The 20,236-nt window shown below is 63.5% G+C and carries 22 protein-coding genes, 3 tRNA genes and 1 rRNA gene; 13 read left to right on the top strand and 13 right to left on the bottom strand.

What is annotated here, in order from left to right; genetic code table 11:
• The first annotated feature begins 16 nt into the window (after positions 1–16).
• The 7 genes from rrf (at position 17) to BMZ43_RS19420 (ending at position 4,355) form a co-directional block, all read left to right on the top strand.
• A 5S ribosomal RNA gene (rrf, locus tag BMZ43_RS19450) occupies positions 17–132 on the top strand.
• A 717-nt stretch (positions 133–849) separates the two neighbouring features.
• Positions 850–1,494, top strand: coding sequence for a response regulator transcription factor GacA (gene uvrY, locus BMZ43_RS19445; protein WP_064308816.1), 645 nt, complete (start codon positions 850–852; stop codon positions 1,492–1,494).
• A 1-nt stretch (position 1,495) separates the two neighbouring features.
• Positions 1,496–3,322: an excinuclease ABC subunit UvrC gene (uvrC, locus tag BMZ43_RS19440; protein WP_026083722.1), complete on the top strand. Its 1,827-nt coding sequence runs from the start codon at positions 1,496–1,498 to the stop codon at positions 3,320–3,322.
• A gap of 31 nt (positions 3,323–3,353) precedes the next feature.
• Positions 3,354–3,914: a CDP-diacylglycerol--glycerol-3-phosphate 3-phosphatidyltransferase gene (gene pgsA / locus BMZ43_RS19435; protein WP_017639981.1), complete on the top strand. Its 561-nt coding sequence runs from the start codon at positions 3,354–3,356 to the stop codon at positions 3,912–3,914.
• 61 nt (positions 3,915–3,975) lie between these two features.
• Positions 3,976–4,051: transfer RNA gene (locus BMZ43_RS19430), tRNA-Gly, on the top strand.
• 36 nt (positions 4,052–4,087) lie between these two features.
• Positions 4,088–4,161, top strand: a tRNA-Cys gene (locus tag BMZ43_RS19425).
• 107 nt (positions 4,162–4,268) lie between these two features.
• Positions 4,269–4,355: transfer RNA gene (locus tag BMZ43_RS19420), tRNA-Leu, on the top strand.
• A gap of 43 nt (positions 4,356–4,398) precedes the next feature.
• Here the strand turns inward: BMZ43_RS19420 and BMZ43_RS19415 are convergent.
• The 6 genes from BMZ43_RS19415 to sseA all read right to left on the bottom strand — a co-directional run bounded on the left by BMZ43_RS19415 (position 4,399) and on the right by sseA (position 9,104).
• Positions 4,399–4,659 carry a hypothetical protein gene (locus BMZ43_RS19415; protein ID WP_007161858.1) on the bottom strand — a complete coding sequence of 87 codons (261 nt, stop codon included), beginning with the start codon at positions 4,657–4,659 and terminating at the stop codon, positions 4,399–4,401.
• A gap of 126 nt (positions 4,660–4,785) precedes the next feature.
• Positions 4,786–5,013, bottom strand: a complete 228-nt coding sequence (locus tag BMZ43_RS19410) for a TIGR02450 family Trp-rich protein (protein ID WP_093255891.1) — start codon at positions 5,011–5,013, stop codon at positions 4,786–4,788.
• Entirely contained in the window at positions 5,010–5,675 is a 666-nt protein-coding gene (locus BMZ43_RS19405) for a gamma-glutamylcyclotransferase (protein ID WP_017639979.1), read from the bottom strand. The genes BMZ43_RS19410 and BMZ43_RS19405 overlap by 4 nt, the downstream gene beginning before the upstream one ends.
• Before the next feature lie 213 nt (positions 5,676–5,888).
• On the bottom strand, positions 5,889–7,448 hold the full coding sequence (gene ahpF / locus BMZ43_RS19400; protein ID WP_068384018.1) for an alkyl hydroperoxide reductase subunit F: 1,560 nt from the start codon (positions 7,446–7,448) through the stop codon (positions 5,889–5,891).
• Between the two features lie 83 nt (positions 7,449–7,531).
• Positions 7,532–8,095 carry an alkyl hydroperoxide reductase subunit C gene (gene ahpC, locus BMZ43_RS19395; protein ID WP_007161854.1) on the bottom strand — a complete coding sequence of 188 codons (564 nt, stop codon included), beginning with the start codon at positions 8,093–8,095 and terminating at the stop codon, positions 7,532–7,534.
• Between the two features lie 157 nt (positions 8,096–8,252).
• Complete coding sequence (gene sseA / locus BMZ43_RS19390) at positions 8,253–9,104, bottom strand: 3-mercaptopyruvate sulfurtransferase (protein ID WP_068384020.1); 852 nt, start codon at positions 9,102–9,104, stop codon at positions 8,253–8,255.
• A gap of 116 nt (positions 9,105–9,220) precedes the next feature.
• On the opposite strand from sseA, the gene epsC reads away from it, so the two are divergent.
• Positions 9,221–10,165: a serine O-acetyltransferase EpsC gene (gene epsC, locus BMZ43_RS19385; RefSeq protein WP_017639976.1), complete on the top strand. Its 945-nt coding sequence runs from the start codon at positions 9,221–9,223 to the stop codon at positions 10,163–10,165.
• Here the strand turns inward: epsC and tcyN are convergent.
• The 5 genes from tcyN to BMZ43_RS19360 form a co-directional block, all read right to left on the bottom strand.
• Entirely contained in the window at positions 10,156–10,920 is a 765-nt protein-coding gene (gene tcyN, locus BMZ43_RS19380) for an L-cystine ABC transporter ATP-binding protein TcyN (protein WP_093255889.1), read from the bottom strand. The two genes, epsC and tcyN, sit on opposite strands and share 10 nt — an antisense overlap.
• On the bottom strand, positions 10,917–11,591 hold the full coding sequence (tcyL, locus tag BMZ43_RS19375; RefSeq protein WP_064308810.1) for a cystine ABC transporter permease: 675 nt from the start codon (positions 11,589–11,591) through the stop codon (positions 10,917–10,919). Before tcyL ends, tcyN begins: the two co-directional genes overlap by 4 nt.
• Positions 11,588–12,385 carry a cystine ABC transporter substrate-binding protein gene (tcyJ, locus tag BMZ43_RS19370; RefSeq protein ID WP_017639973.1) on the bottom strand — a complete coding sequence of 266 codons (798 nt, stop codon included), beginning with the start codon at positions 12,383–12,385 and terminating at the stop codon, positions 11,588–11,590. Before tcyJ ends, tcyL begins: the two co-directional genes overlap by 4 nt.
• Before the next feature lie 112 nt (positions 12,386–12,497).
• Positions 12,498–13,490, bottom strand: coding sequence for a D-cysteine desulfhydrase (locus BMZ43_RS19365; protein ID WP_017639972.1), 993 nt, complete (start codon positions 13,488–13,490; stop codon positions 12,498–12,500).
• A gap of 68 nt (positions 13,491–13,558) precedes the next feature.
• A complete protein-coding gene (locus BMZ43_RS19360; RefSeq protein ID WP_093255887.1) occupies positions 13,559–14,212 on the bottom strand; it encodes a 7-cyano-7-deazaguanine/7-aminomethyl-7-deazaguanine transporter in 654 nt (217 codons plus the stop codon).
• Between the two features lie 193 nt (positions 14,213–14,405).
• Here BMZ43_RS19360 and BMZ43_RS19355 point away from each other — a divergent pair, with 193 nt between their 5' ends.
• The 3 genes from BMZ43_RS19355 to BMZ43_RS19345 all read left to right on the top strand — a co-directional run bounded on the left by BMZ43_RS19355 (position 14,406) and on the right by BMZ43_RS19345 (position 16,677).
• Positions 14,406–15,443 (top strand): NADP(H)-dependent aldo-keto reductase, encoded by a 1,038-nt coding sequence (locus BMZ43_RS19355; protein ID WP_093255885.1) that lies wholly within the window; start codon positions 14,406–14,408, stop codon positions 15,441–15,443.
• Between the two features lie 176 nt (positions 15,444–15,619).
• Complete coding sequence (locus BMZ43_RS19350) at positions 15,620–16,324, top strand: glutamine amidotransferase-related protein (RefSeq protein ID WP_093255883.1); 705 nt, start codon at positions 15,620–15,622, stop codon at positions 16,322–16,324.
• Positions 16,321–16,677, top strand: a complete 357-nt coding sequence (locus tag BMZ43_RS19345; protein WP_093255881.1) for an antibiotic biosynthesis monooxygenase family protein — start codon at positions 16,321–16,323, stop codon at positions 16,675–16,677. Before BMZ43_RS19350 ends, BMZ43_RS19345 begins: the two co-directional genes overlap by 4 nt.
• Here BMZ43_RS19345 and BMZ43_RS19340 read toward each other — a convergent pair.
• Positions 16,643–17,017 carry a hypothetical protein gene (locus BMZ43_RS19340; protein ID WP_064308804.1) on the bottom strand — a complete coding sequence of 125 codons (375 nt, stop codon included), beginning with the start codon at positions 17,015–17,017 and terminating at the stop codon, positions 16,643–16,645. The two genes, BMZ43_RS19345 and BMZ43_RS19340, sit on opposite strands and share 35 nt — an antisense overlap.
• Positions 17,018–17,166: 149 nt before the next feature.
• On the bottom strand, positions 17,167–17,661 hold the full coding sequence (locus BMZ43_RS19335) for a hypothetical protein (RefSeq protein ID WP_026083720.1): 495 nt from the start codon (positions 17,659–17,661) through the stop codon (positions 17,167–17,169).
• Positions 17,662–17,888: 227 nt separating this feature from the next.
• On the opposite strand from BMZ43_RS19335, the gene galU reads away from it, so the two are divergent.
• Both galU and gorA read left to right on the top strand, forming a co-directional pair.
• Complete coding sequence (galU, locus tag BMZ43_RS19330; RefSeq protein WP_007161840.1) at positions 17,889–18,719, top strand: UTP--glucose-1-phosphate uridylyltransferase GalU; 831 nt, start codon at positions 17,889–17,891, stop codon at positions 18,717–18,719.
• A 127-nt stretch (positions 18,720–18,846) separates the two neighbouring features.
• On the top strand, positions 18,847–20,220 hold the full coding sequence (gorA, locus tag BMZ43_RS19325) for a glutathione-disulfide reductase (RefSeq protein WP_093255878.1): 1,374 nt from the start codon (positions 18,847–18,849) through the stop codon (positions 20,218–20,220).
• Positions 20,221–20,236: the final 16 nt, after the last annotated feature.

Here is a 20,236-nt window from a genome sequence, read left to right as displayed (position 1 = left end):
CCAGCCAACCGAATTGCTTGACGAACATAGAGCATTGGAACCACCTGATCCCTTCCCGAACTCAGAAGTGAAACGATGCATCGCCGATGGTAGTGTGGGGTTTCCCCATGTGAGAGTAGGTCATCGTCAAGCGCCTAACACCCAGCACCCCCGCTCAGTTCACTCTGGCGGGGGTGTTGTCTTTGAGGCGGGAAAAGTTTGGCCGGACGCCAAGGGGTTTGGGCCGATAGCTCTGCCAGCGGAAGCTGGGCAGTCTTGCGGCTGAGGTTGCCCTCACCCTAGCCTTCTCCCGGGGGAGAGGGGACGGGGGCGGTGCGGCTGAGAAGTTTGGAGCGTTGCCTGCCGGGCGGGTGCTGCCTGGAGCCCGCAAGAGCCTAAGAGCCACAACAGCCCGGCTACGCCGGGCTGTTGTGTTTGAAGCGCGGCAAGGAACGGCGTAGGTTGGTGCTGAGCGCAGCGAAGCCCAACAGGCCGCAGACCACCTAGCTATGGCCGCGATCACGTTGCTGCTGCCAGGGCGCTGCCGAAGCAGATAGAGCGCATCGCCGTATGAAAGACATCGTAAGAGTGCTGCGATAGGCAGGCTTCGTCGTACCACTGGTAGGACTGTCGATACTCTAATCTGTAATGATTCTGGATCTGCTTCAATCTCATGCGTTTTTTCGGTATACAATGCCCAGTGGCCTAAGGCCGGTAGGCAAGGGGTGCGCAGCGTCGTACCCCTTTTTTCTTTGCCTGACCAATCAAATTTATAGCGTAGCCCAGGATCCTATCCCTTGAACGTTGGGATCCGCGGACTGTTGTTTAGGTGACGCAAGCGATGAAAGCGCAAGCGAAGGGGATTCGATTTTGATCAAGGTGCTGGTTGTCGACGATCATGATCTTGTTCGTACCGGCATCGTGAGGATGTTGGCGGATGTGGCAGGAATTCAGGTCGTCGGCCAGGCCGACAGTGGCGAAAATGCGCTAAAGCTGGCTCGCGAGCTGGAGCCGGATGTCGTCTTGATGGATGTCCGGATGCCTGGTATCGGTGGGCTGGAAGCCACTCGCAAGCTGCTGCGCAGTCGCTCCGATCTGAAGGTGGTGGTCGTGACCGCCTGTGAAGAAGATCCCTTCCCGACCCGGCTGCTGCAGGCCGGCGCGGCAGGGTATCTGACCAAGGGGGCGGATATCGAAGAGATGATCACCGCCATCAAGCAAGCTTTCGCCGGGCGGCGTTACATCAGTGCGCAGATCGCTCAACAGCTCGCCCTGAAGCCTTTTCAGTCCAAGGCAGAAGCCTCGCCGTTCGATCAGCTGTCCGAGCGCGAGATCCAGATCGCCTTGATGATTGCCGGCTGCCAGAAGGTCCAGGTGATCTCTGACAAGCTCTGCCTGTCGCCCAAGACCGTCAACACCTACCGCTATCGGATCTTCGAGAAATTATCGATTACCAGCGATGTCGAATTGGCCATGTTGGCTGTTCGCCACGGCATGGTAGATGCAACGAGTTGATATGAGTCAATCTTTCGATGCTGCGGCCTTTCTATCCGGTTGCAGTGGACGTCCGGGTGTCTACCGGATGTTCGATGGGGGCGGTAAGCTCCTCTATGTAGGCAAGGCCAAGAACCTCAAGAACCGTCTTTCGAGCTACTTCAGGAAGACTGGTTTAGCGCCGAAAACGGCGTCCATGGTGTCCAAGATCGCCCAGATCGAGATCACCATCACCGGCAACGAGACCGAAGCGCTCCTGCTGGAACAAAACCTCATCAAGCAGTGGCGCCCGCCCTACAACATCCTGTTGAGGGATGATAAGTCCTACCCCTATGTCTATCTCTCCACCGAGGATCAGTATCCTCGGCTGACCATTCATCGTGGCGAGAAGAGAGGGAAGGGGCGTTATTTCGGACCCTATCCCAGCGCCGGTGCCATTCGCGAAAGCCTCAATCTGCTGCAGAAAGCCTTTCAGGTACGGCAGTGCGACGATAACTACTTCCGCAATCGGACGCGTCCCTGCCTGCAGTATCAGATCAAGAGATGCAAGGGCCCCTGTGTCGCGCTGGTCAGCGAGCAGGAGTATGGCGAGGACGTTCGCCATTCGGCCATGTTTCTCGAAGGCCGCAGCAATGCCCTGGCCGAAGAGCTGCAAGCCAAGATGGAAACCGCCTCGATCAATCTGCAGTTCGAGCGAGCAGCGGAGTTGCGTGATCAGGTGGCCTTGGTCAGGCGGGTGCAGGATCAGCAGAGCATCGAGGGCGGGACTGGGGACGTCGATGTCATAGCCGCCCTGGTCAACCCGGGGGGGGCCTGTGTGCATCTGGTCAGTGTTCGCGGCGGGCGAGTACTAGGTAGCAAGAATTTCTTTCCGGAGGTGGGGATCGAGGAAGACTCCAGCGAAGTGCTGGCCGCCTTCCTGGAACAGTACTACCTCGCCTACCTGGAGCGGGACCTGCCGGACGAGATCATCGTGAACTCCGTCCATGAGGACTTCGCCACCCTGATCGACGCCTTTGCCGAGGTTCACAAGCGCCAATTGGTCATTGCCCATCGCGTCCGGGGTACCCGGGCACGCTGGCAGCAGTTGGCGGTGACCAATGCGGAGCAGGCCTTGAATACGCGTCTCGCCAATCGTCAGCACATGGGGGTGCGTTTCGATGCCCTGGTGCAGGCACTGGATCTGCCAGAACCTCCGCAACGGCTGGAGTGTTTCGACATCAGTCATTCCAGCGGCGAAGCGACGGTGGCGTCCTGCGTGGTCTTCGGACCGGAAGGGCCGCTCAAGTCGGACTATCGTCGCTACAACATCGAAGGTGTGACGGCCGGTGACGACTATGCGGCCATGCATCAGGCGCTGACGCGGCGCTTCAGTCGGCTGAAGGCCGGTGAGGGCAAGTTGCCCGACATCCTGCTGGTGGATGGCGGCAAGGGCCAGTTGGCCATGGCCCGCGAGGTGCTCAGGGAGCTCGCTGTACCGGACCTGGTTCTGCTGGGGGTCGCCAAGGGCGTTACCCGCAAGCCGGGGCTCGAAGTGCTGTACCTGGACGACCCTTCCAATGAATTCACCCTGCCGGCTCATTCCCCTGCGCTGCATCTCATTCAGCAGATTCGCGATGAGGCGCACCGTTTCGCGATCACCGGACACCGCGCACGTCGCGGCAAGGCACGCAGGACGTCCTCGTTGGAGGAGGTCGCCGGCATCGGACCCAAGCGCCGCCAGGAGCTCTTGAAGCACTTCGGCGGACTGCGTGAATTGCAGCGCGCCAGTATCGAGGAGATCGCCAAAGCGCCAAGCATTAGCAAAAAGCTGGCCGAGCAGATTTATGCGGCCTTGCACAGCGAGTAGAATCGCCTCACGTTCACCAATAGCCGCGCCAATGAATATTCCAAATCTGCTTACCGTACTGCGCGTCTTCCTCATTCCGCTCTTCGTCATCCTGTTCTACCTGCCAGTCCATTGGAGTTACTGGACCGCCAGTGCCGTCTTCGCCATCGCCTGTGCGACCGATTGGCTGGATGGCTACCTGGCCCGTCGCCTGGGGCAGAGCACGCCCTTTGGCGCCTTCCTGGATCCGGTGGCGGACAAGCTCATCGTCGCCGTGGCGCTCGTGCTGCTGGTGCAGGAGCATGCCAACGCCTGGCTGACGTTGCCTGCCGTCATCATCGTCGGTCGCGAGATCGTGGTGTCCGCACTGCGTGAGTGGATGGCCGAGCTGGGTGCGCGTGCCCAGGTCGCGGTATCCAATCTGGGCAAGTGGAAGACGGCGGCGCAAATGCTGGCCCTGGTCATTCTGCTGGCCAATCCGCCGCAGATGACTTTCTGGGTGATCAGTGGTTATGCCTTGCTCATCGTCGCGGCGGCCTTGACCCTGTGGTCCATGTGCACCTATCTGATGGCGGCCTGGCCGCACCTGATGAGCGCCGAGAAAAAGAAATAAGTTTTTTGAATCAATGGCTTGACATAAAGGGTGGCTCAGATAGAATGGCGCCCGTCACCAAGCGGGAATAGCTCAGTTGGTAGAGCACGACCTTGCCAAGGTCGGGGTCGCGAGTTCGAGTCTCGTTTCCCGCTCCATGTTTTACATGAGTGTCGCAAGACATTCAGGTTTGAGGCCGGGTGGCAGAGTGGTCATGCAGCGGATTGCAAATCCGTGTACGCCGGTTCGATTCCGACCTCGGCCTCCACTATTGAAAGCCCCGTAGATCTCAGGTCTACGGGGCTTTTCATCATCCAGGGATGTGTGAATACTGGATCAGGTTCTGCGGACTCGGAAATTGCTGAGTCCGGCTATGCCCGAGTGGTGAAACTGGTAGACACAAGGGACTTAAAATCCCTCGACTTAACGGTCGTGCCGGTTCGATTCCGGCCTCGGGCACCATCCAAAGAAAAAGGCCACTCACGCATGAGTGGCCTTTTTTCGTTTAGGAGGGAATCGTCCAGTAGGGTGTTTCATCCGCATCGCGTTCGATGCGGGAGCGACTGTCGAGAATGAAAGCCTCGAGCATGGCGGCGTCGAGCAATTCGGTGCGGGCGATGGGCCGGTTGAGTACCGACTGACCGCTGCGGGAAAAGACCTCGACATCGTAGGCACGCTGATCGCGCGTGGAGATCACGCAGCGCAACGGCTCGAATCCGCCTTTCAGGGTGTTGAAGGCACTGGCGAGTTCGACATAGAGGGTCATCCGGAAGAGCTTCCTGTTCAAAGGTGGCACTGTGACAGCATTGGCTGCTACAGGGTTTCACCTTTGCAGAAAAGTGCCGTCATATCGCGATGCTAGTCGCAAAATCCCGGCGCTGCTTTCGGATTTTCATTGCCAGCCTTGCAGCCAGTATTCTGCATCCTGCAGCTCGTGCCAGTCCAGCGTCCAGGTGCGGCGAGTGAGAACGGCTTGTATATCTATCTGCGAGATGGGGTCGGTCTCGACGTCCGGGGTGTGGACGCGGGTGACGATGAAGTGCTTTTGCCGTTCCCGCGGCTGGACGGCAGTCCATTTGCTGAGCAGCAGCTTGTTGGGGTTGATCTGACGCTGCTTCATCCCTGCATGGCCTCCAGCAGAGGGGCGCTGCGATAACGCTGCAGCAAGGCTTCGAGGTTGCGATCGGGCATGGCGTGGGCCCTGAGCGCCGTGATGGTGCGCTCGACGTACTCCAGGGTGGTGCCGAAATGGCCGCAGGCTTCGGTCAGGACGCGATTGAGGATGTCATCGGAGAGGCTGCCGGCATAGCAGGGGAGATTGCGTTTGAGCACGAAGCCGAGCGCCTGGACCTTGCTGCCGTCTTCGAGGTGACATTGCAGCCAGCGGGGGCGGTAGGAGCCATCTGGCATCTCCCGTTTCCAGAGCGCCAGCAGATGATCGTCCAGCTGATCATCGGGCAACTGGTAGGCGAAGCCCGAGCAGGAGCCGCCGCGATCCAGGCCCAGTACCAGGCCGGGCTGCTCGGGGGTGCCGCGGTGTAGCTGGGACCAGAGATAGAGGCCACGGTGATAGCCATGTACCCGAGCCCGGCGCACGGCGACGGCGGGGCACTCGGGGCGCCAGATCAGCGAGCCGTAGGCGAACAGCCACACTGGGCCGGGTTGGCGTTGGGCCAGGGTGGCCTCCAGAGAGGCTACGAGTTCAGGATGGGTGAGCGGGGTGGCGGGCGCCAGCTTGGGGGGATAGGAATCGTGGGTGCTGGAAGAAATCTGTCTGTGCATATGTCGCCTGGTCCTCAACCGCTGGAGCTGCCAGGTCTAGGAACCCGGCACTAAGATCCTAACGAAAGTCCGGGAAGAACTCCTAGACCGTTCGTGCCCATCTTTATGACGCCTGGTTAGGTCGCAGCGAGAAACATGCCAGGGCGCACCGGAAAAGCGCCAGACGAAAAAAAGCCCGACAGGTGCCGGGCTGGAAAGAAAGCGTGATATCGATCAGACGCTGGTGCGGATCAGGTGATCGAAGGCTGCCAGAGAAGCCTTGGCGCCTTCGCCCAGAGCAATGACGATCTGCTTGTAGGGCACGGTGGTGACGTCGCCTGCGGCGAAGACGCCGGGCAGCGAGGTCTGGCAACGGGCGTCCACTTCGATCTCGCCACGCGGCGACAGCTCGACGGTGCCCTTGAGCCAATCGGTGTTGGGCACCAGGCCGATCTGCACGAAGACGCCTTCCAGGTCGATGTGATGGAACTCGCTGGAGTTGCGATCCTTGTAGACCAGGCCGTTGACCTTCTGCCCGTCGCCCTTGACTTCACTGGTGAGGGCGCTGGTGATGACGGTCACGTTGGGCAGGCTGAACAGCTTGCGCTGCAGCACGGCGTCGGCACGCAGCTGGCCGTCGTACTCGATCAGGGTCACCTGGGCGACGATGCCGGCGAGGTCGATGGCGGCCTCTACACCCGAGTTGCCGCCACCGATCACGGCGACGCGCTTGCCCTTGAACAGGGGGCCGTCGCAGTGCGGGCAGTAGGCCACGCCGCGGTTGCGGTATTCCTGCTCACCCGGGACGTTCATTTCGCGCCAACGGGCACCGGTGGCGAGGATCAGCGTCTTGGCCTTGAGCGAGCCGCCATCGGTGAAGCGAACCTCATGCAGGCCGCCGGCTTCGTGGGCCGGGATCAGCTGCTCGGCGCGCTGCAGGTTCATGATGTCGACTTCGTACTGCTTGACGTGCTCTTCCAGCGCCATGGCCAGTTTCGGCCCTTCGGTCTCCTTGATGGAGATGAAGTTCTCGATAGCCAGAGTGTCCAATACCTGACCGCCGAAACGCTCGGCGGCGACGCCGGTACGAATGCCCTTGCGTGCGGCGTAGACGGCTGCGGCGGCACCGGCAGGGCCACCACCGATGACCAGAACGTCGAAGGCGTCCTTGGCGTTGAGCTTGTCGGCGGAGCGGGCAGCGGCGCCGGTGTCGAGCTTGGCGACGATTTCTTCCAGGCCCATGCGGCCCTGGCCGAAGGGTTCGCCGTTCAGGTAGACGCTGGGCACGGCCATGATCTGGCGACGCTCGACCTCGTCCTGGAACAGGGCGCCGTCGACGGCGACGTGCTTGACCCGGGGATTGAGCACGGCCATGAGGTTCAGGGCCTGCACCACGTCCGGGCAGTTCTGGCAGGAAAGGGAGAAATAGGTTTCGAACTGGTAGTCGCCGTCGAGGGCCTTGACCTGCTCGATGACGTCCTGGCTGGCCTTGGAGGGATGACCGCCCACCTGCAGCAGGGCCAGGACCAGGGAAGTGAATTCGTGGCCCATGGGCAGACCGGCGAAGCGCAGGTCGATGTTCTGACCAGGGGTCAGCAGGGCGAAGGAGGGACGACGCGCATCGCTGCCGTCGGTGCTGAGGCTGACCTGATCGGACAGGCTGGCGATGTCCTGCAGCAGGCTGTGCATTTCACGGGACTTCGCGCCATCGTCGAGGGACGCGACGATCTCGATGGGGCGCGTGACGCGTTCGAGGTAGGTCTTGAGCTGGGCTTTCAGATTGGCGTCCAACATGGCGACGTGGCTTCCGTAAAAAATGGGCAAAAAAAGAGCGCGCGGGCAAGGCGCCCGGGCGCTCGGGCTAGATCAGGCGGGCGTTAGATCTTGCCGACCAGGTCCAGCGAAGGGGTCAGGGTCGCTTCGCCTTCTTTCCACTTGGCGGGGCAGACTTCACCCGGGTGGTTGGCGACGTACTGGGCAGCGCGGACCTTGCGCAGCAGTTCGCTGGCGTCACGGCCGATGCCGTTGTCGTGGATTTCGCACAGCTTGATCTGGCCTTCCGGGTTGATCAGGAAGGTGCCACGCAGGGCCAGGCCTTCTTCTTCGATCAGGACTTCGAAGTTGCGTGCCAGGCGAGCGGTGGGATCGCCTACCAGCGGGTAGTTGACCTTCTTGATGGCTTCCGAGGTGTCGTGCCAGGCCTTGTGCGCGAAATGGGTGTCGCAGGACACGCCGTAGATCTCGACGCCCAGCTTCTGGAACTCGGGGTACAGGTCAGCAAGGTCTTCCAGTTCGGTAGGGCACACGAAGGTGAAGTCGGCCGGGTAGAAGACGATGGCGGACCACTTGCCCTTCAGATCGGCCTCGGTCACCTGGACGAATTTGCCGTTGTGGTAGGCGGTCGCGGTGAAAGGCTTCACTTCGGTGTTGATCAGGGACATTGATGACTCCTTGATGGGTTTAAGTCAGGGTTGAAATCGATAGGACGCATACTAATCGCATTTTGACGATTCACCTCATTGTTAAAGGCGATGCCAACGATTGGGCGTCTCTATCGGATACTACAGGTATTGAGGCAAATCAGTGACTTAGCCTGCCTCAGGCCGGGCCCAGCGCCTTAGTCGTAGCAGGATGCTGACCCCATTCGCTCCAAGAGCCGTCGTAGAGTCGACCATCCGGCAGGCCGGCGACGCTGAGGGCGAGCAGCAGTACCGCGGCGGTGACGCCACTGCCGCAGCTGGTGATCACCGGATGCAGGCCATCTATACCCAGTGCCTGGAAGCGCTGGCGCAGCTCCTGGGGTGGCAGCAGGGTACCGGCCGCGGTCAGCAGGCTGTCGTAGGGCAGATTCTGGCTGCCGGGCATATGACCAGAGGCCACGCCTGGGCGTGGTTCGGGAGTTTCGCCAATGAAGCGCTTGGCGCCGCGGGCATCGAGGACCTGGGTCTGGCCCAGGCTGAGCGCGGTCTGCACATCGCCCAGGCCACACAGCAGGCGATTGTTGAAGATGACCGGGTAGGGCGGCTGCGGGCTGGGCTGGTTTTCACCGGCCTCCAGCGGCAGGCCCTGTTCCCGCCAGAGTGGCAGGCCGCCATCGAGCACCATCACCTGGTCGTGGCCGAACAGGCGGAACAGCCACCAGGCCCGGGCAGCAGAGAAAAGGCCCTTCTGGTCGTAGACCACCAGGGTCGTCTCGGGGGTGACGCCCAATTCGCCCGCGAGGCGGGCGAAACGGCCCGCGCTGGGGACCATGTGCGGCAGCGGGGTGTCCGGATCGGAGAAGTGTTCGATATCGAAGCGCAGGGCACCCGGGATGTGCTGCTGTCGATAGGTCTCGTCGGCGATCTGGGGTTCGTTGGGCAGGTAGAGACTGGCATCGAGGATCAGCAGATCCGGGCGACCGAGTTGCTCCTGCAGCCAGGTGGCGGTGACCAGCGGGGAGGCGATCATGGGCGGCGTTCCTTGATGAACAAAGGGCGACAGCTTAGCGCGCCTGGCGCGACGTGGGCTGTCAGGGATCAGCGGATACTTTATCCTCGTCAGCCTGGCAACTGGATAGATGACTTATGAGCGAACTTAACGGGCAATCCACGGGCGGCAATGACTGGCAACTAGGACGGATCGTCGGTGAACTGCATGAGGCGCGCAGCCAATGGCGCGAGACCCATGGACGCTTCCGCGAATTCAGCGGCCGCGAATTGCCGTCGCGCAGCGTCATGGCCAGCGTGATCGAATCCCTGAGCGGTGCGCTCTTTCCGCTGCGCCTCGGTCCGGATCAGTTGCGCCAGGAAAGCGAGGACTTCTATGTCGGCTTCGAGCTGGAGCGCGCGCTCAATGCGTTGATGATCCAGGCGAAGCTGGAGCTGGACTATTTCGCCAAGCAGCGTGGCGAGAATGGCGTCAATCGCGCCGACGAGGCGCGCCGGCTGGTGCAGGCCTTCGCCCTGGCATTGCCGGACCTGCGCCGTCTGCTGGATACCGACGTGATCGCCGCCTACCAGGGCGATCCCGCGGCGCGCAGCGTGGACGAGGTGCTGCTCTGCTATCCGGGCATCCATGCGATGATCCATCACCGCATCGCCCATCACTTCTATCGCAGCGGTTTGCCGTTGCTGGCGCGGATGGTCAGTGAGCGGGCGCATTCGGCGACCGGGATCGATATCCATCCGGGCGCCCAGATCGGCGAAGGCTTCTTCATCGACCATGGCACGGGCGTGGTGATCGGCGAGACCTGCATCATCGGCGACCGGGTGCGCATCTACCAGGCGGTGACCCTGGGCGCCAAGCGCTTCCCAGCCGATGCCGAGGGCAATCTCAAGAAGGGCCACCCGCGCCACCCCATCGTCGAGGACGACGTGGTGATCTATGCCGGAGCGACCATCCTCGGGCGCATCACCATAGGCCAGGGCTCGACCATCGGCGGCAACGTCTGGCTGACCCATGGCGTGCCGGCCAACAGCAATGTCAGCCAGGCCAGCCTGCAGGGCTGCGCCGGTCTGGCTCAGGAGTAGTCGGCGGCGTTGTCACGAGCGAACTTGGCGAGAAAGCGCCGGGTTCGTTCCTCGCGTGGGTGATTGAACAACTCGGCCGCCGGGCCCTGCTCGACGATGCGTCCACCGTCCATGAACAGCACCCGGTGGGCGACGTCGCGGGCGAAAGCCATCTCGTGGGTGACGATGAGCAGGGTGCGATCCTCCTGGGCCAGCCCACGGATCGTTTCCAGCACCTCGCCGACCCGTTCGGGATCCAGCGCCGAGGTGGGTTCGTCGAAGAGGATGGCCTGGGGGCGCATGGCCAGCGCCCGGGCGATGGCGACCCGCTGCTGCTGGCCACCCGATAGCTGCCCTGGATAGCTGTCGACCTTGTCGGCCAACCCGACCTTGGCCAGCAGCTCGCGACCGCGGACGAGGGCGGTATCGCGCGGCTCGCCCTGGACGATGAGGGGACCCTCGATCACGTTCTCCAGCGCGGTGCGATGGGGAAACAGATTGAAGTTCTGGAAGACGAAGCCCATGCGCTGGCGCAACGTGCGAATGCTGCCCTGCTGGGCCTTGAGCGGCCGGTTGGCATCGATGCGCAGGTCCCCCAGGCGGATGCTGCCGGCTTCCGGGGTCTCCAGCAGATTCAGGCAACGCAGCAGGGTGGTCTTCCCCGAGCCGCTGGGACCGATGATGGCCACCACCTCGCCTTGAGCCACCTGGAGGTCGATGGCCTGGAGCACGGTCTGCTGTTGAAAGGACTTGGACAGCCCCTGCACCTCGATCATGACGGGCCTCGCTCGTTGATGTGACGCCCGTAGTGCCGTTCCAGGCGATTCTGCAAGGTGGACAACAAGCTGGCCAGCACCCAGTAGAGCAGCGCCGCGGCCAGGTAGAGACTGAAGATCTCGAAGGTGCGGGCAGTGATCAGCTGGGCCTGGCGGAACAGCTCCGGCACCTGGATGGTGGCGGCCAGCGAGGTGTCCTTCACCAGCGAGATGAAGCTGTTGCCCAGTGGCGGCAGGGCGATGCGCAGGGCCTGGGGCAGGATGGCGCGCCTCAGGGTCTGCAATGGCGTCATGCCGATGCTGGCGGCGGCTTCCCACTGGCCGCGGTCGATGGCGCCGATGGCCGAGCGGATGATTTCCGCGGTGTAGGCGGCCATGTTCAGCGAGAAGCCGATCAGCGCCGCCGGCAGCGGATCGAGCTGCAGACCCAGCTCGGGCAGGCCGTAGTAGATGACGAACAGCTGCACCAGCAGCGGCGTACCCCGGAAGAACGAGATGTACAGCCGCGCCAGGCTGCGTAGCGGCAGACTCTGGGAGCGACGCAACAGGGCCAGGCCGAAGCCCAGCAGCAGGCCGAAGAACATGCCGCCGAGGCTGAGGACCACGGTCCAGATCGCGCCCTTCAGGAGGAAGGGCAGCGAATCGAGCAGGAGCTGTAGCGTGTCGCTCATTGGGTGACGTCGGCCTTGAACCACTTCTCGGAGATCTTGGCCAGGGTGCCGTCGGCGCGCAGCTTGGCGATGGCCTGGTCGACCGCGGCATGGAATTCCGGATCACCCTTGCGTTCGGCGATGCCCGACTCCTGGCGGCTGAAAGGTTCGCCGGCCAGGGCCAGACGATCCTTGGTCTTGGACAGCAATTCTAGGGCGGCGAGGCGGTCGACGAGGATGGCGTCGATGCGGCCGACGCGCAGGTCCTGGTACTTGGTGGGATCGTCTTCGTAGGTGCGCACGTCCGCCTTGGGTACGTTCTGGCGCAGCCACTGCTCGTAGTTGGTTCCCAGGCCGACACCGACCTTCTTGCCGGCGAGATCGGCGGCGGTCTTGATGCTGTCGACGTCGTCCTTGCGCACCAGGGCCTGGATGCCGGAGACGGTGTAGGGGGTGGAGAAATCGTATTTCTTCTTGCGCTCGTCGCTAATGGTGACCTGGTTGATCACCACGTCCAGGCGACGGGATTCCAGGGCGGCCAGCAGGCCATCCCACTTGCCGGGCTGAATCTTGGCATCGACGCCCAGCTCCTTGGCCAGGGCCTTGGCGAAGTCCACTTCGAACCCGGTCAGTTGGCCCTGTTCGTTCTGGAAGCTGAAGGGTGGGTAGGTGCCTTCCAGGCCGACGACGAGTTCGCCGCGCTGCTTGACGGTCTGCAGGAGGTCTTCGGCCTGGGCGGTGGCCTGGTGGGCCAGGCCCAGGGCCAACAGCAGGGCGGCGCTACGGAGCAGACGCTGGGGGAGAGGCTTGCGCATGAAGGAAATCCTTGAGGTTGTGAGGGTGCGCCACTATGGGGGTGTCTGATCTGACATCCCAAGTCCGAGAACTGCTGACGTTATGCCATCGTCCAGTTCGTTGGCTAGCCGATCACGCCAACCAGTCGCCATAGGCGAAGGTGCCCGGCGCGCCGCCGGTGTGCAGGAAGACCAGCGGGCCGGGTGGCAGGGCGCCGCTCGCCACCAGGTCCAGCAGGCCCGCCATGGCCTTGCCAGTGTAGACCGGGTCGAGCACCAGGCCTTCCAGCCGGCCCAGCCGGCGGATGGCCGCCAGGGTGCCGGCATTGGGTTCGCCATAGCGGGGGCCGAAGTAGCCGTCGCGCAGTTGCGGCGGATCCTGGGACAGCGCGACGCCCAGCAGCTCGGCCAATTGCTGGCGCAGCTGGGTGACCTTGGGCAACTGGTCGGCCTGGGTACGGGAGACGGTGACGCCGATCACCGGCAGGTCGGGGCGCAAATGGTGCAAGGCCAGATCCAGGCCGGCCTGGGTGCCGGCACTGCCGGAGGCCAGGATGATGGCCGCGGGTTGCAGGTCCAGGGCGTCCAACTGAGCGTCCAGTTCCAGACCCGCACGCACATAGCCGAGGGCGCCCAGGGCGCTGGAGCCGCCAATGGGGATCACCCAGGGCTTGCGTCCTTGCTGGCGCAGGCGCGCGGCTTCGGCCTCCAGCTGGCGGACCGGGTCGTCGAGTGCGGCGACCGACTTGATCTCGGCACCGAACAGTTCCAGCAGCAGGCGATTGCCGCCGTGCAGATAGCCGTGATCCGCGGTGGCGATGGGATTTTCCAGCAGGGCGACGCAGGCCAGGCCCTGTTGCGCGGCGACGGCGGCGGTCTGACGGACATGATTGGACTGGATGGCCCCGGCGGTCACCAGGGTGTCGGCGCCGGCGGCCAGCGCCTCGGCGACCAGGTATTCCAGCTTGCGCACCTTGTTGCCGCCCAGGGCCAGGCTAGTGGTGTCGTCGCGCTTGCAGTAGACCGGTCGGCCCAGCTCCGCCGAGAGCCGCGGCAGGACCTCCAGCGGGGTCGCCGAGGGTTGCAGCGTCAGGCGCGGAAATCGGGCGAGGGCAGTGGCGAGCATGGCGGGACCCTGGGCAGTGAAGAGGGCATCACTCTAGGGCCAAGCCCCGCCCGCCAGCAATCCTGGCCTCAGGCGAGGTCCGGACGACGCGCCCAGGCCTGGGGCACCAACGAGCGCAGCAGCACGCCGTAGAGGGGTACGAAGAGCAGCAGGCTGACCGTCAGCTTGACGCCGTAGTCGACCAGGGCGATCTCCGGCCAGTGGCTGGCCATGAAGGGATTGTCGCTGTGCCAGAAGGCGATGGAAAAGAAGGCCAGGGTATCGAGGGCGTTGCCGAACAGCGTGGAGACCGTGGGCGCCAGCCACCAGTGGCGCGAACGCCGCAGCCGGTCGAACACCTGGATGTCGAGCAGCTGGCCGAGCACATAGGCGCAGAAGCTCGCCAGGGAGATGCGCAGGACGAAGACGTTGAGCGCGGCCAGCGCCGCCCAGCCCTGGAAGCTGCCGTCCTGGAACAGCACCGAGACCGCGTAGGAAACCACCAGGGCTGGGAGCATGACCCGGGCGATGACCTGGCGGGCCGGCGCCTTGCCCATCACCCGGACGGTGAGGTCGGTGGCGAGAAAGATGAAGGGAAAGCTGAAGGCGCCCCAGGTGGTGTGCCAGCCGAACAGCTGCAATGGCAACTGCACCAGGTAGTTGCTGGCGATGATGATGAGGATATGGAAGGCGACGAGCGCGGCCACGAGGGCACGCTGCGGGGTGGCAAGCAAGGCAGACATGGGCAGTCCTTTTTTGGTTACCTGGGGTGAGGGAACCCAGGGCGCTGAGGCGGGGCGGCATTCTACGGATTCGCGGCGCGCCTGGCGAGGGTGCGGTGGTCGGAGCCCGATCGAAAGGCTCATCAGCGCGATGGGCAGAGCGGGCAGCCTCCTGCTAACTTGTACGACTTCCACACCGACAGAGAGCTTCCTGATGCACTTTCGATCGCTGGGTCGTACCGATCTCAAGGTTAGCGCCATCGCGCTGGGCACCATGACCTGGGGTGAGCAGAACACCGAGGCCGAGGCCTTCGAACAGCTGCGTGCCGCCAAGGCCGCTGGGGTCAACTTCATCGACACGGCGGAGATGTATCCGGTGCCGCCACGTGGCGAGACCTATACCCGCACCGAGACCATCATCGGCAACTATTTCCGCCGGCATGGCGATCGCGCCGACTGGGTACTAGCCAGCAAGGCGGCCGGTCCGGGGCGCGACATGGACTATATCCGCGAGGGCGGTCTGGCCTTTACCAAGGCCAATCTCACCGCGGCGTTGGAGGCCAGTCTCCAGCGGCTTAACACCGACTATCTGGATCTCTACCAGCTGCACTGGCCGGATCGCCGCACCAACTACTTCGGTCAGCTGGGCTACGAGCACAGCGAGGCGGCCTTCACGCCCCTCGAAGAGACCCTGGAGGCCCTCGACGGCCTGGTGCGCGCGGGCAAGGTCCGCCATGTGGGGCTGTCCAACGAGACGCCCTGGGGCGTCCAGCAATTCCTGCACCTGAGCGAGACCCGGGGTTGGCCGCGGGTGGTCTCCATCCAGAATCCCTACAACCTGCTCAATCGCAGCTTCGAGGTGGGCCTGGCCGAGCAGGCCATCCGCGAGCAGGTGGGCCTGCTGGCCTATTCGCCGCTGGCCTTCGGCGTGCTGGCGGGCAAGTACCTGCAGGGCGCGCGCCCGGAAGGGGCGCGGCTGACCCTGTTCGAACGCTTCCAGCGCTACAGTAATCCCCAGGCGCAAAGGGCTGCCCAGGCCTATGTCGAGCTGGCACGGGAACGCGGTCTGGATCCGGCGCAGATGGCTCTGGCCTTCGTCACCAGCCGGCCCTTCGTGACCAGCAACATCATCGGCGCCACCTCGCTCGTTCAGCTGGAAAGCAACCTGGCGAGCAGCGAATTGGTACTGGACCAGGACACCCTGGCCGCCATCGAAGCCATCCACGTCGACCAGCCCAATCCGGCGCCCTGATCGCGTGGTATCCGGCGCCCGGTACAGCAGCGGTACCGGGCGCTTTTTTTGGCTCGCCTGACTGGACGGTGACCAACAGGGCAGTGGCGCAAGGCCTGCTGTCCGTGACGCCTATTAAAACTGCGGCCTCGACGCCCTAGAGTCGGTCGGACCTCCTACGCCTGCAGGTATCCGTCATGACGTCGTACGAAATCGTGCTCCTGGGTGACCAGGACGCTTCCATCGTGGCTCATCAGGCCATCCCCCAGGCCCTGGCGCTGACCGCCAGGGCATTGGGCATCACGTTGCGATCACGCTGGCTGCCGAGTGTGGCGGCCGATGGCGCCCTGGCTGAGTGCGATGGCCTCTGGTGCGTGCCGGGTAGTCCCTATCGCAATCGAGACGGGGTGCTGGCGAGCATCCGCACGGCCCGTGAACGGCGGATTCCCTTTCTCGGTACCTGTGGCGGGCTGCAGTACGCCCTGCTGGAGTACGCTCATGCCGTGTTGGGATGGACGGACGCGACCCACGCCGAGGAGGATCCGCTGACGTCGCGAGCGCTGCTGGCGCCCCTGAGCTGTGCCCGCATCGAGTATCACAATGAGCTCCGTCTGGAGCCCGGTTCGCGCCTGGCGGAGGGCGAGGGCGGTCTGCGGGCGCAGGCCAGCTATCACTGTCGCTTCGGCGTGAATCCCGAGTACCTGCCGGCCTTGCTCGCCGCCGGCTGGCGAGTACTGGCCTGGGACGAGGAAGAGGTGCCCGTGGCCTTCGAGCTGGCTACCCAGCCCTGTCACTTCGGCACCCTCTATCAGCCCGAGCGTGAAGCGCTGACCGGCCGGGTGCCCGCCGCGGTGCGCGCCTGGCTGGAGGCCGTGGTCGCAGCGCGGAGACGGCAACCATGAGCCGGCCGGACCTACCGCCCGATTGCGTGGTGATCGCCTTCGTCTCGCAACGGGCAGACGACGATCCGGCCTATGAGCGCATGGCGGCGCGCATGCTGGAGCTGGCGCAGGCGCAACCGGGCTTTCTCTGGGTGGAATCGGTACGCGGCGCCGATGGCCTGGGCATCACCCTGTCCTATTGGACCGACCAGGCCGCGGTCGCGGCCTGGGGTGGCCATCCGGAGCATCGCCAGGCGCAACGGTTGGGCCATGAACGCTGGTATCACTGGCATGACACCCGGGTCCTGCGGTTGCTGTCGTCACGCTCCGGGACTGGCGTCATTCCAGGCGGATCGCGCCCAGCGCCGGAGTGACGCGAATCCAGCCGATGCGACTGTCTTCGCCGATCAGCATGACCTTCTTCCAGGGGCGGAAGGGCGCGCTTTCCAGGACCAGGATGCGGTCCCCCGGTTCGAGCATGGCGAGCAGTTGGCGATTGGCGACCACGCTGCGCTCTGGCATCGAGGGATACTGCATCAGCGGAATCTGGCCGCCACGGATCTGCCAGGTCTCGCCACTGGCGGCGTTGATGAAGGTCGGCAGCCGCGTCAGCAGGATGGCCAGCGCGAAGAACCCGATCAGCAGCAGGACGAGCCGCTGCGTCACGGTGCGGGCGGCAACGATATCGGGTGACAGCTTGCCAAGCGAGGACATGAGAATGGCTCTGGGCGGCGGACGGTAGAGGCTCGATGCTACCGTCGTGCGGCCCATTGACATCATTCACATGAAGGAAAGGTCAACGGCTGCTCATTCGCCAGTGCCAGACTGTGAACGGCCGCAAAGCGGCCGGCTAGAGAGGCGGCTCAGGGTGCCAGCTGACGGGTGACTTCCACAGCCTTGTCGAAGGACGGATAGCCACTCTTGGCCACCGCCAGCTCGCCATAGGCGCTCTTGTAGGTCTGCGCCTGGATGGGATCCGCTTCAGGAACCAGGAAGGGATCGGTGTACAGGCGATAGAGCAGGGCATAGGCCAGCGGATAACGATGATCGGCAGAGGCGTTCAGCAATTCCAGGACATCATCGGTCTGCGGGCCCTGCTTGATGGCGATCACCGCGCGATAGAACTCCACCTCGCCATCGGCACTGGTCCCGCCGTTGCGCAAGAGCAGGGCATCCGCGAGCTTGAGCTGTTCTTCGCTGCCACCCAATACCAGCAGTTTGGCCTGCAACAGGTCGTTCTGGCGCAGCAGGGTGGTCTGTTCCGCGCTGAGCGGCCGCGTTTCCGCTACCTCGTGATGACCGCCCAGGGAGCAGCCGGCGAGGGAAACACACAGCAACGGGAGCATCCATTTCTTCATGTCGAGATCTATCCGCGGAGTCGTGACGCTGGTTCCAAACTTTGGACGATAGCAGTTCTTTGCAGCTTTGCGCAGAACCGGAAGGCAATCCTGGAGTCGTATCCGCACGTCCACAGAGCGCCCATGCCTGGCTATTTCCAGCGCCGCGCGCTTCGGGCATTGTATGCGACAAGCGGCTGGATAGACCGCCGTTCGTTTTGCCTTCACGTACAGATCAAAGGACTCCCATGATCACCAAATGTCTGTTTCCGGCAGCCGGCTATGGCACTCGTTTTCTCCCTGCGACCAAAGCCATGCCCAAGGAAATGCTGCCCATTGTGAACAAGCCGCTGGTGCAGTACGCCGTGGAGGAAGCTCTGGAGGCGGGCCTGCATCAGATCGGGATCGTCACCGGTCGTGGCAAGCGCTCGCTGGAAGACCATTTCGACATCAGCTACGAGCTGGAAAGCCAGATCAAGAACACCGACAAGGAAAAGTACCTGGTCGGCATTCGCAAGCTGATCGACAACTGCACCTTCTCCTACACCCGTCAGGTGGAAATGAAGGGCCTGGGTCATGCCATCCTGACCGGCCGCCCGCTGATCGGTGACGAGCCTTTCGCTGTGGTCCTGGCGGACGACCTCTGCCTGAACCTGGAAGGCGACAGCGTCCTCAAGCAGATGGTCAAGCTGTACAACCAGTTCCGCTGCTCCATCGTGGCCATCCAGGAAGTCCCGGCCAACGAGACCAACAAGTACGGTGTGATCGCCGGCGAGATGATCCGTGACGACATCTACCGGGTGAACAACATGGTCGAGAAGCCCAAGCCGGAAGATGCGCCGTCCAACCTGGCGATCATCGGCCGTTACATCCTGACCCCGGACATCTTCGACCTGATTGAACAGACCGAGCCGGGCAAGGGTGGCGAGATCCAGATCACCGACGCCCTGATGAAGCAAGCCCAGGACGGTTGCGTACTGGCCTACAAATTCAAGGGCCAGCGTTTCGATTGCGGTAGCGCGGAAGGCTTCGTGGAAGCCACCAACTTCTGCTTCGAGAATCTGTACAAGGCGCTGTAAGACGCCCTGTGCGATGGACGAGGCCACCTGCGGGTGGCCTCGTCGTTTCTGGCGGTCGGCCAGCCGTGCCGCTGCCCGGGGTGGCCTTGCGTTATGCTGGCGTCAGCAGCAGCAGAGAGAGAGCTCCATGACGACCTATGATTTCGACCTGTTCGTGATCGGCGCCGGTTCGGGCGGAGTGCGCGCGGCGCGTTTCGCCGCCGACTTCGGGGCCCGGGTGGCGGTAGCGGAAAGCCGTTACCTCGGCGGGACCTGTGTGAACGTGGGCTGTATGCCCAAGAAATACTTCATCTACGGCGCTTCCTTTCGCGATGAATTCCGTCAGGCCCGGGGCTATGGCTGGGACGCCGAAGTCCCGGCCTTCGACTGGAATACCCTGGTTGCCAGCAAGGATCACGAGATCCGCCGGTTGAACGGCATCTACCGCGCCCTGCTGGTCAACAGCGGAGTGACCCTGCTGGAGGCCCATGCCCGCATCCTCGATCCCCACACCGTCGAGGTGGAAGGCCGGCGTTATCGCTGCGAGCGCATCCTCATCGCCACCGGTGGCTGGCCGGACGTGCCGGATTTCCCCGGTCGCGAGCATGCCCTCACCTCCAACGAAGCCTTCTACCTGCCGGAGCTGCCCAAGCGGGTGGTGGTGGTAGGCGGTGGCTACATCGCCGTGGAATTCGCCTCGATCTTCCAGGGCCTGGGCACCAAGACCACCCTGCTGTATCGCCGCGAACTGTTCCTGCGCGGCTTCGACCAGGGCGTGCGCGAGCACCTGCGCGACGAGATGCTCAAACGTGGCCATGATCTGCAGTTCAACGCCGACGTGGCGCGGATCGACAAGGCCGCCGATGGCAGCCTGCAGGTGACGCTGAAGGACGGGCGCCTCCTGGAAGCCGATTGCGTCTTCTATGCCACTGGCCGTCGGCCGATGCTGGATGACCTGGGCCTGGAAAACACCGGCGTCACCCTGGACGAGCGCGGCTTCATCGAGGTCGGCGAGACCTTCCAAACCACGGAGCCATCGATCTACGCCATCGGCGATGTCATCGGTCGGGTGCAACTGACTCCGGTGGCGCTGGCCGAGGGCATGACCCTGGCGCGACACCTGTTCAGCCCCGACAGCTATCGCCCGCTGAACTACGACCTGATCGCCAGCGCGGTCTTCAGCCTGCCCAACCTGGCCAGCATCGGCCTGAGCGAGGAGGAGGCGCGCGAGCGTGGCCACCGGCTGAAGATCTTCCAGAGCAGCTTCCGGCCGACCAAGCTGAGCTTGACCGAGGTGCAGGAGCGCACCCTGATGAAGCTGGTGGTGGATGCCGACAGCGACCAGGTGCTGGGTTGCCACATGGTGGGGCCGGACGCCGGCGAGCAGATCCAGTGCCTGGCCATCGCCCTCAAGGCGGGGGCGACCAAGGCCTGCTTCGACGACACCCTGGGCATCCATCCCACCGCCGCGGAAGAGTGGGTCACCATGCGCAAACCGGTTCGCGAGGACGAGGCGCGCTGATCGGGCGCCTCGCCGC

Source organism: Pseudomonas sp. Snoq117.2, from assembly GCF_900110545.1.
Lineage (GTDB): Bacteria > Pseudomonadota > Gammaproteobacteria > Pseudomonadales > Pseudomonadaceae > Chryseomonas > Chryseomonas benzopyrenica.
Note: the sequence above shows the minus strand (reverse complement) of the source record. Positions and strands in the feature narration are given on the sequence as shown.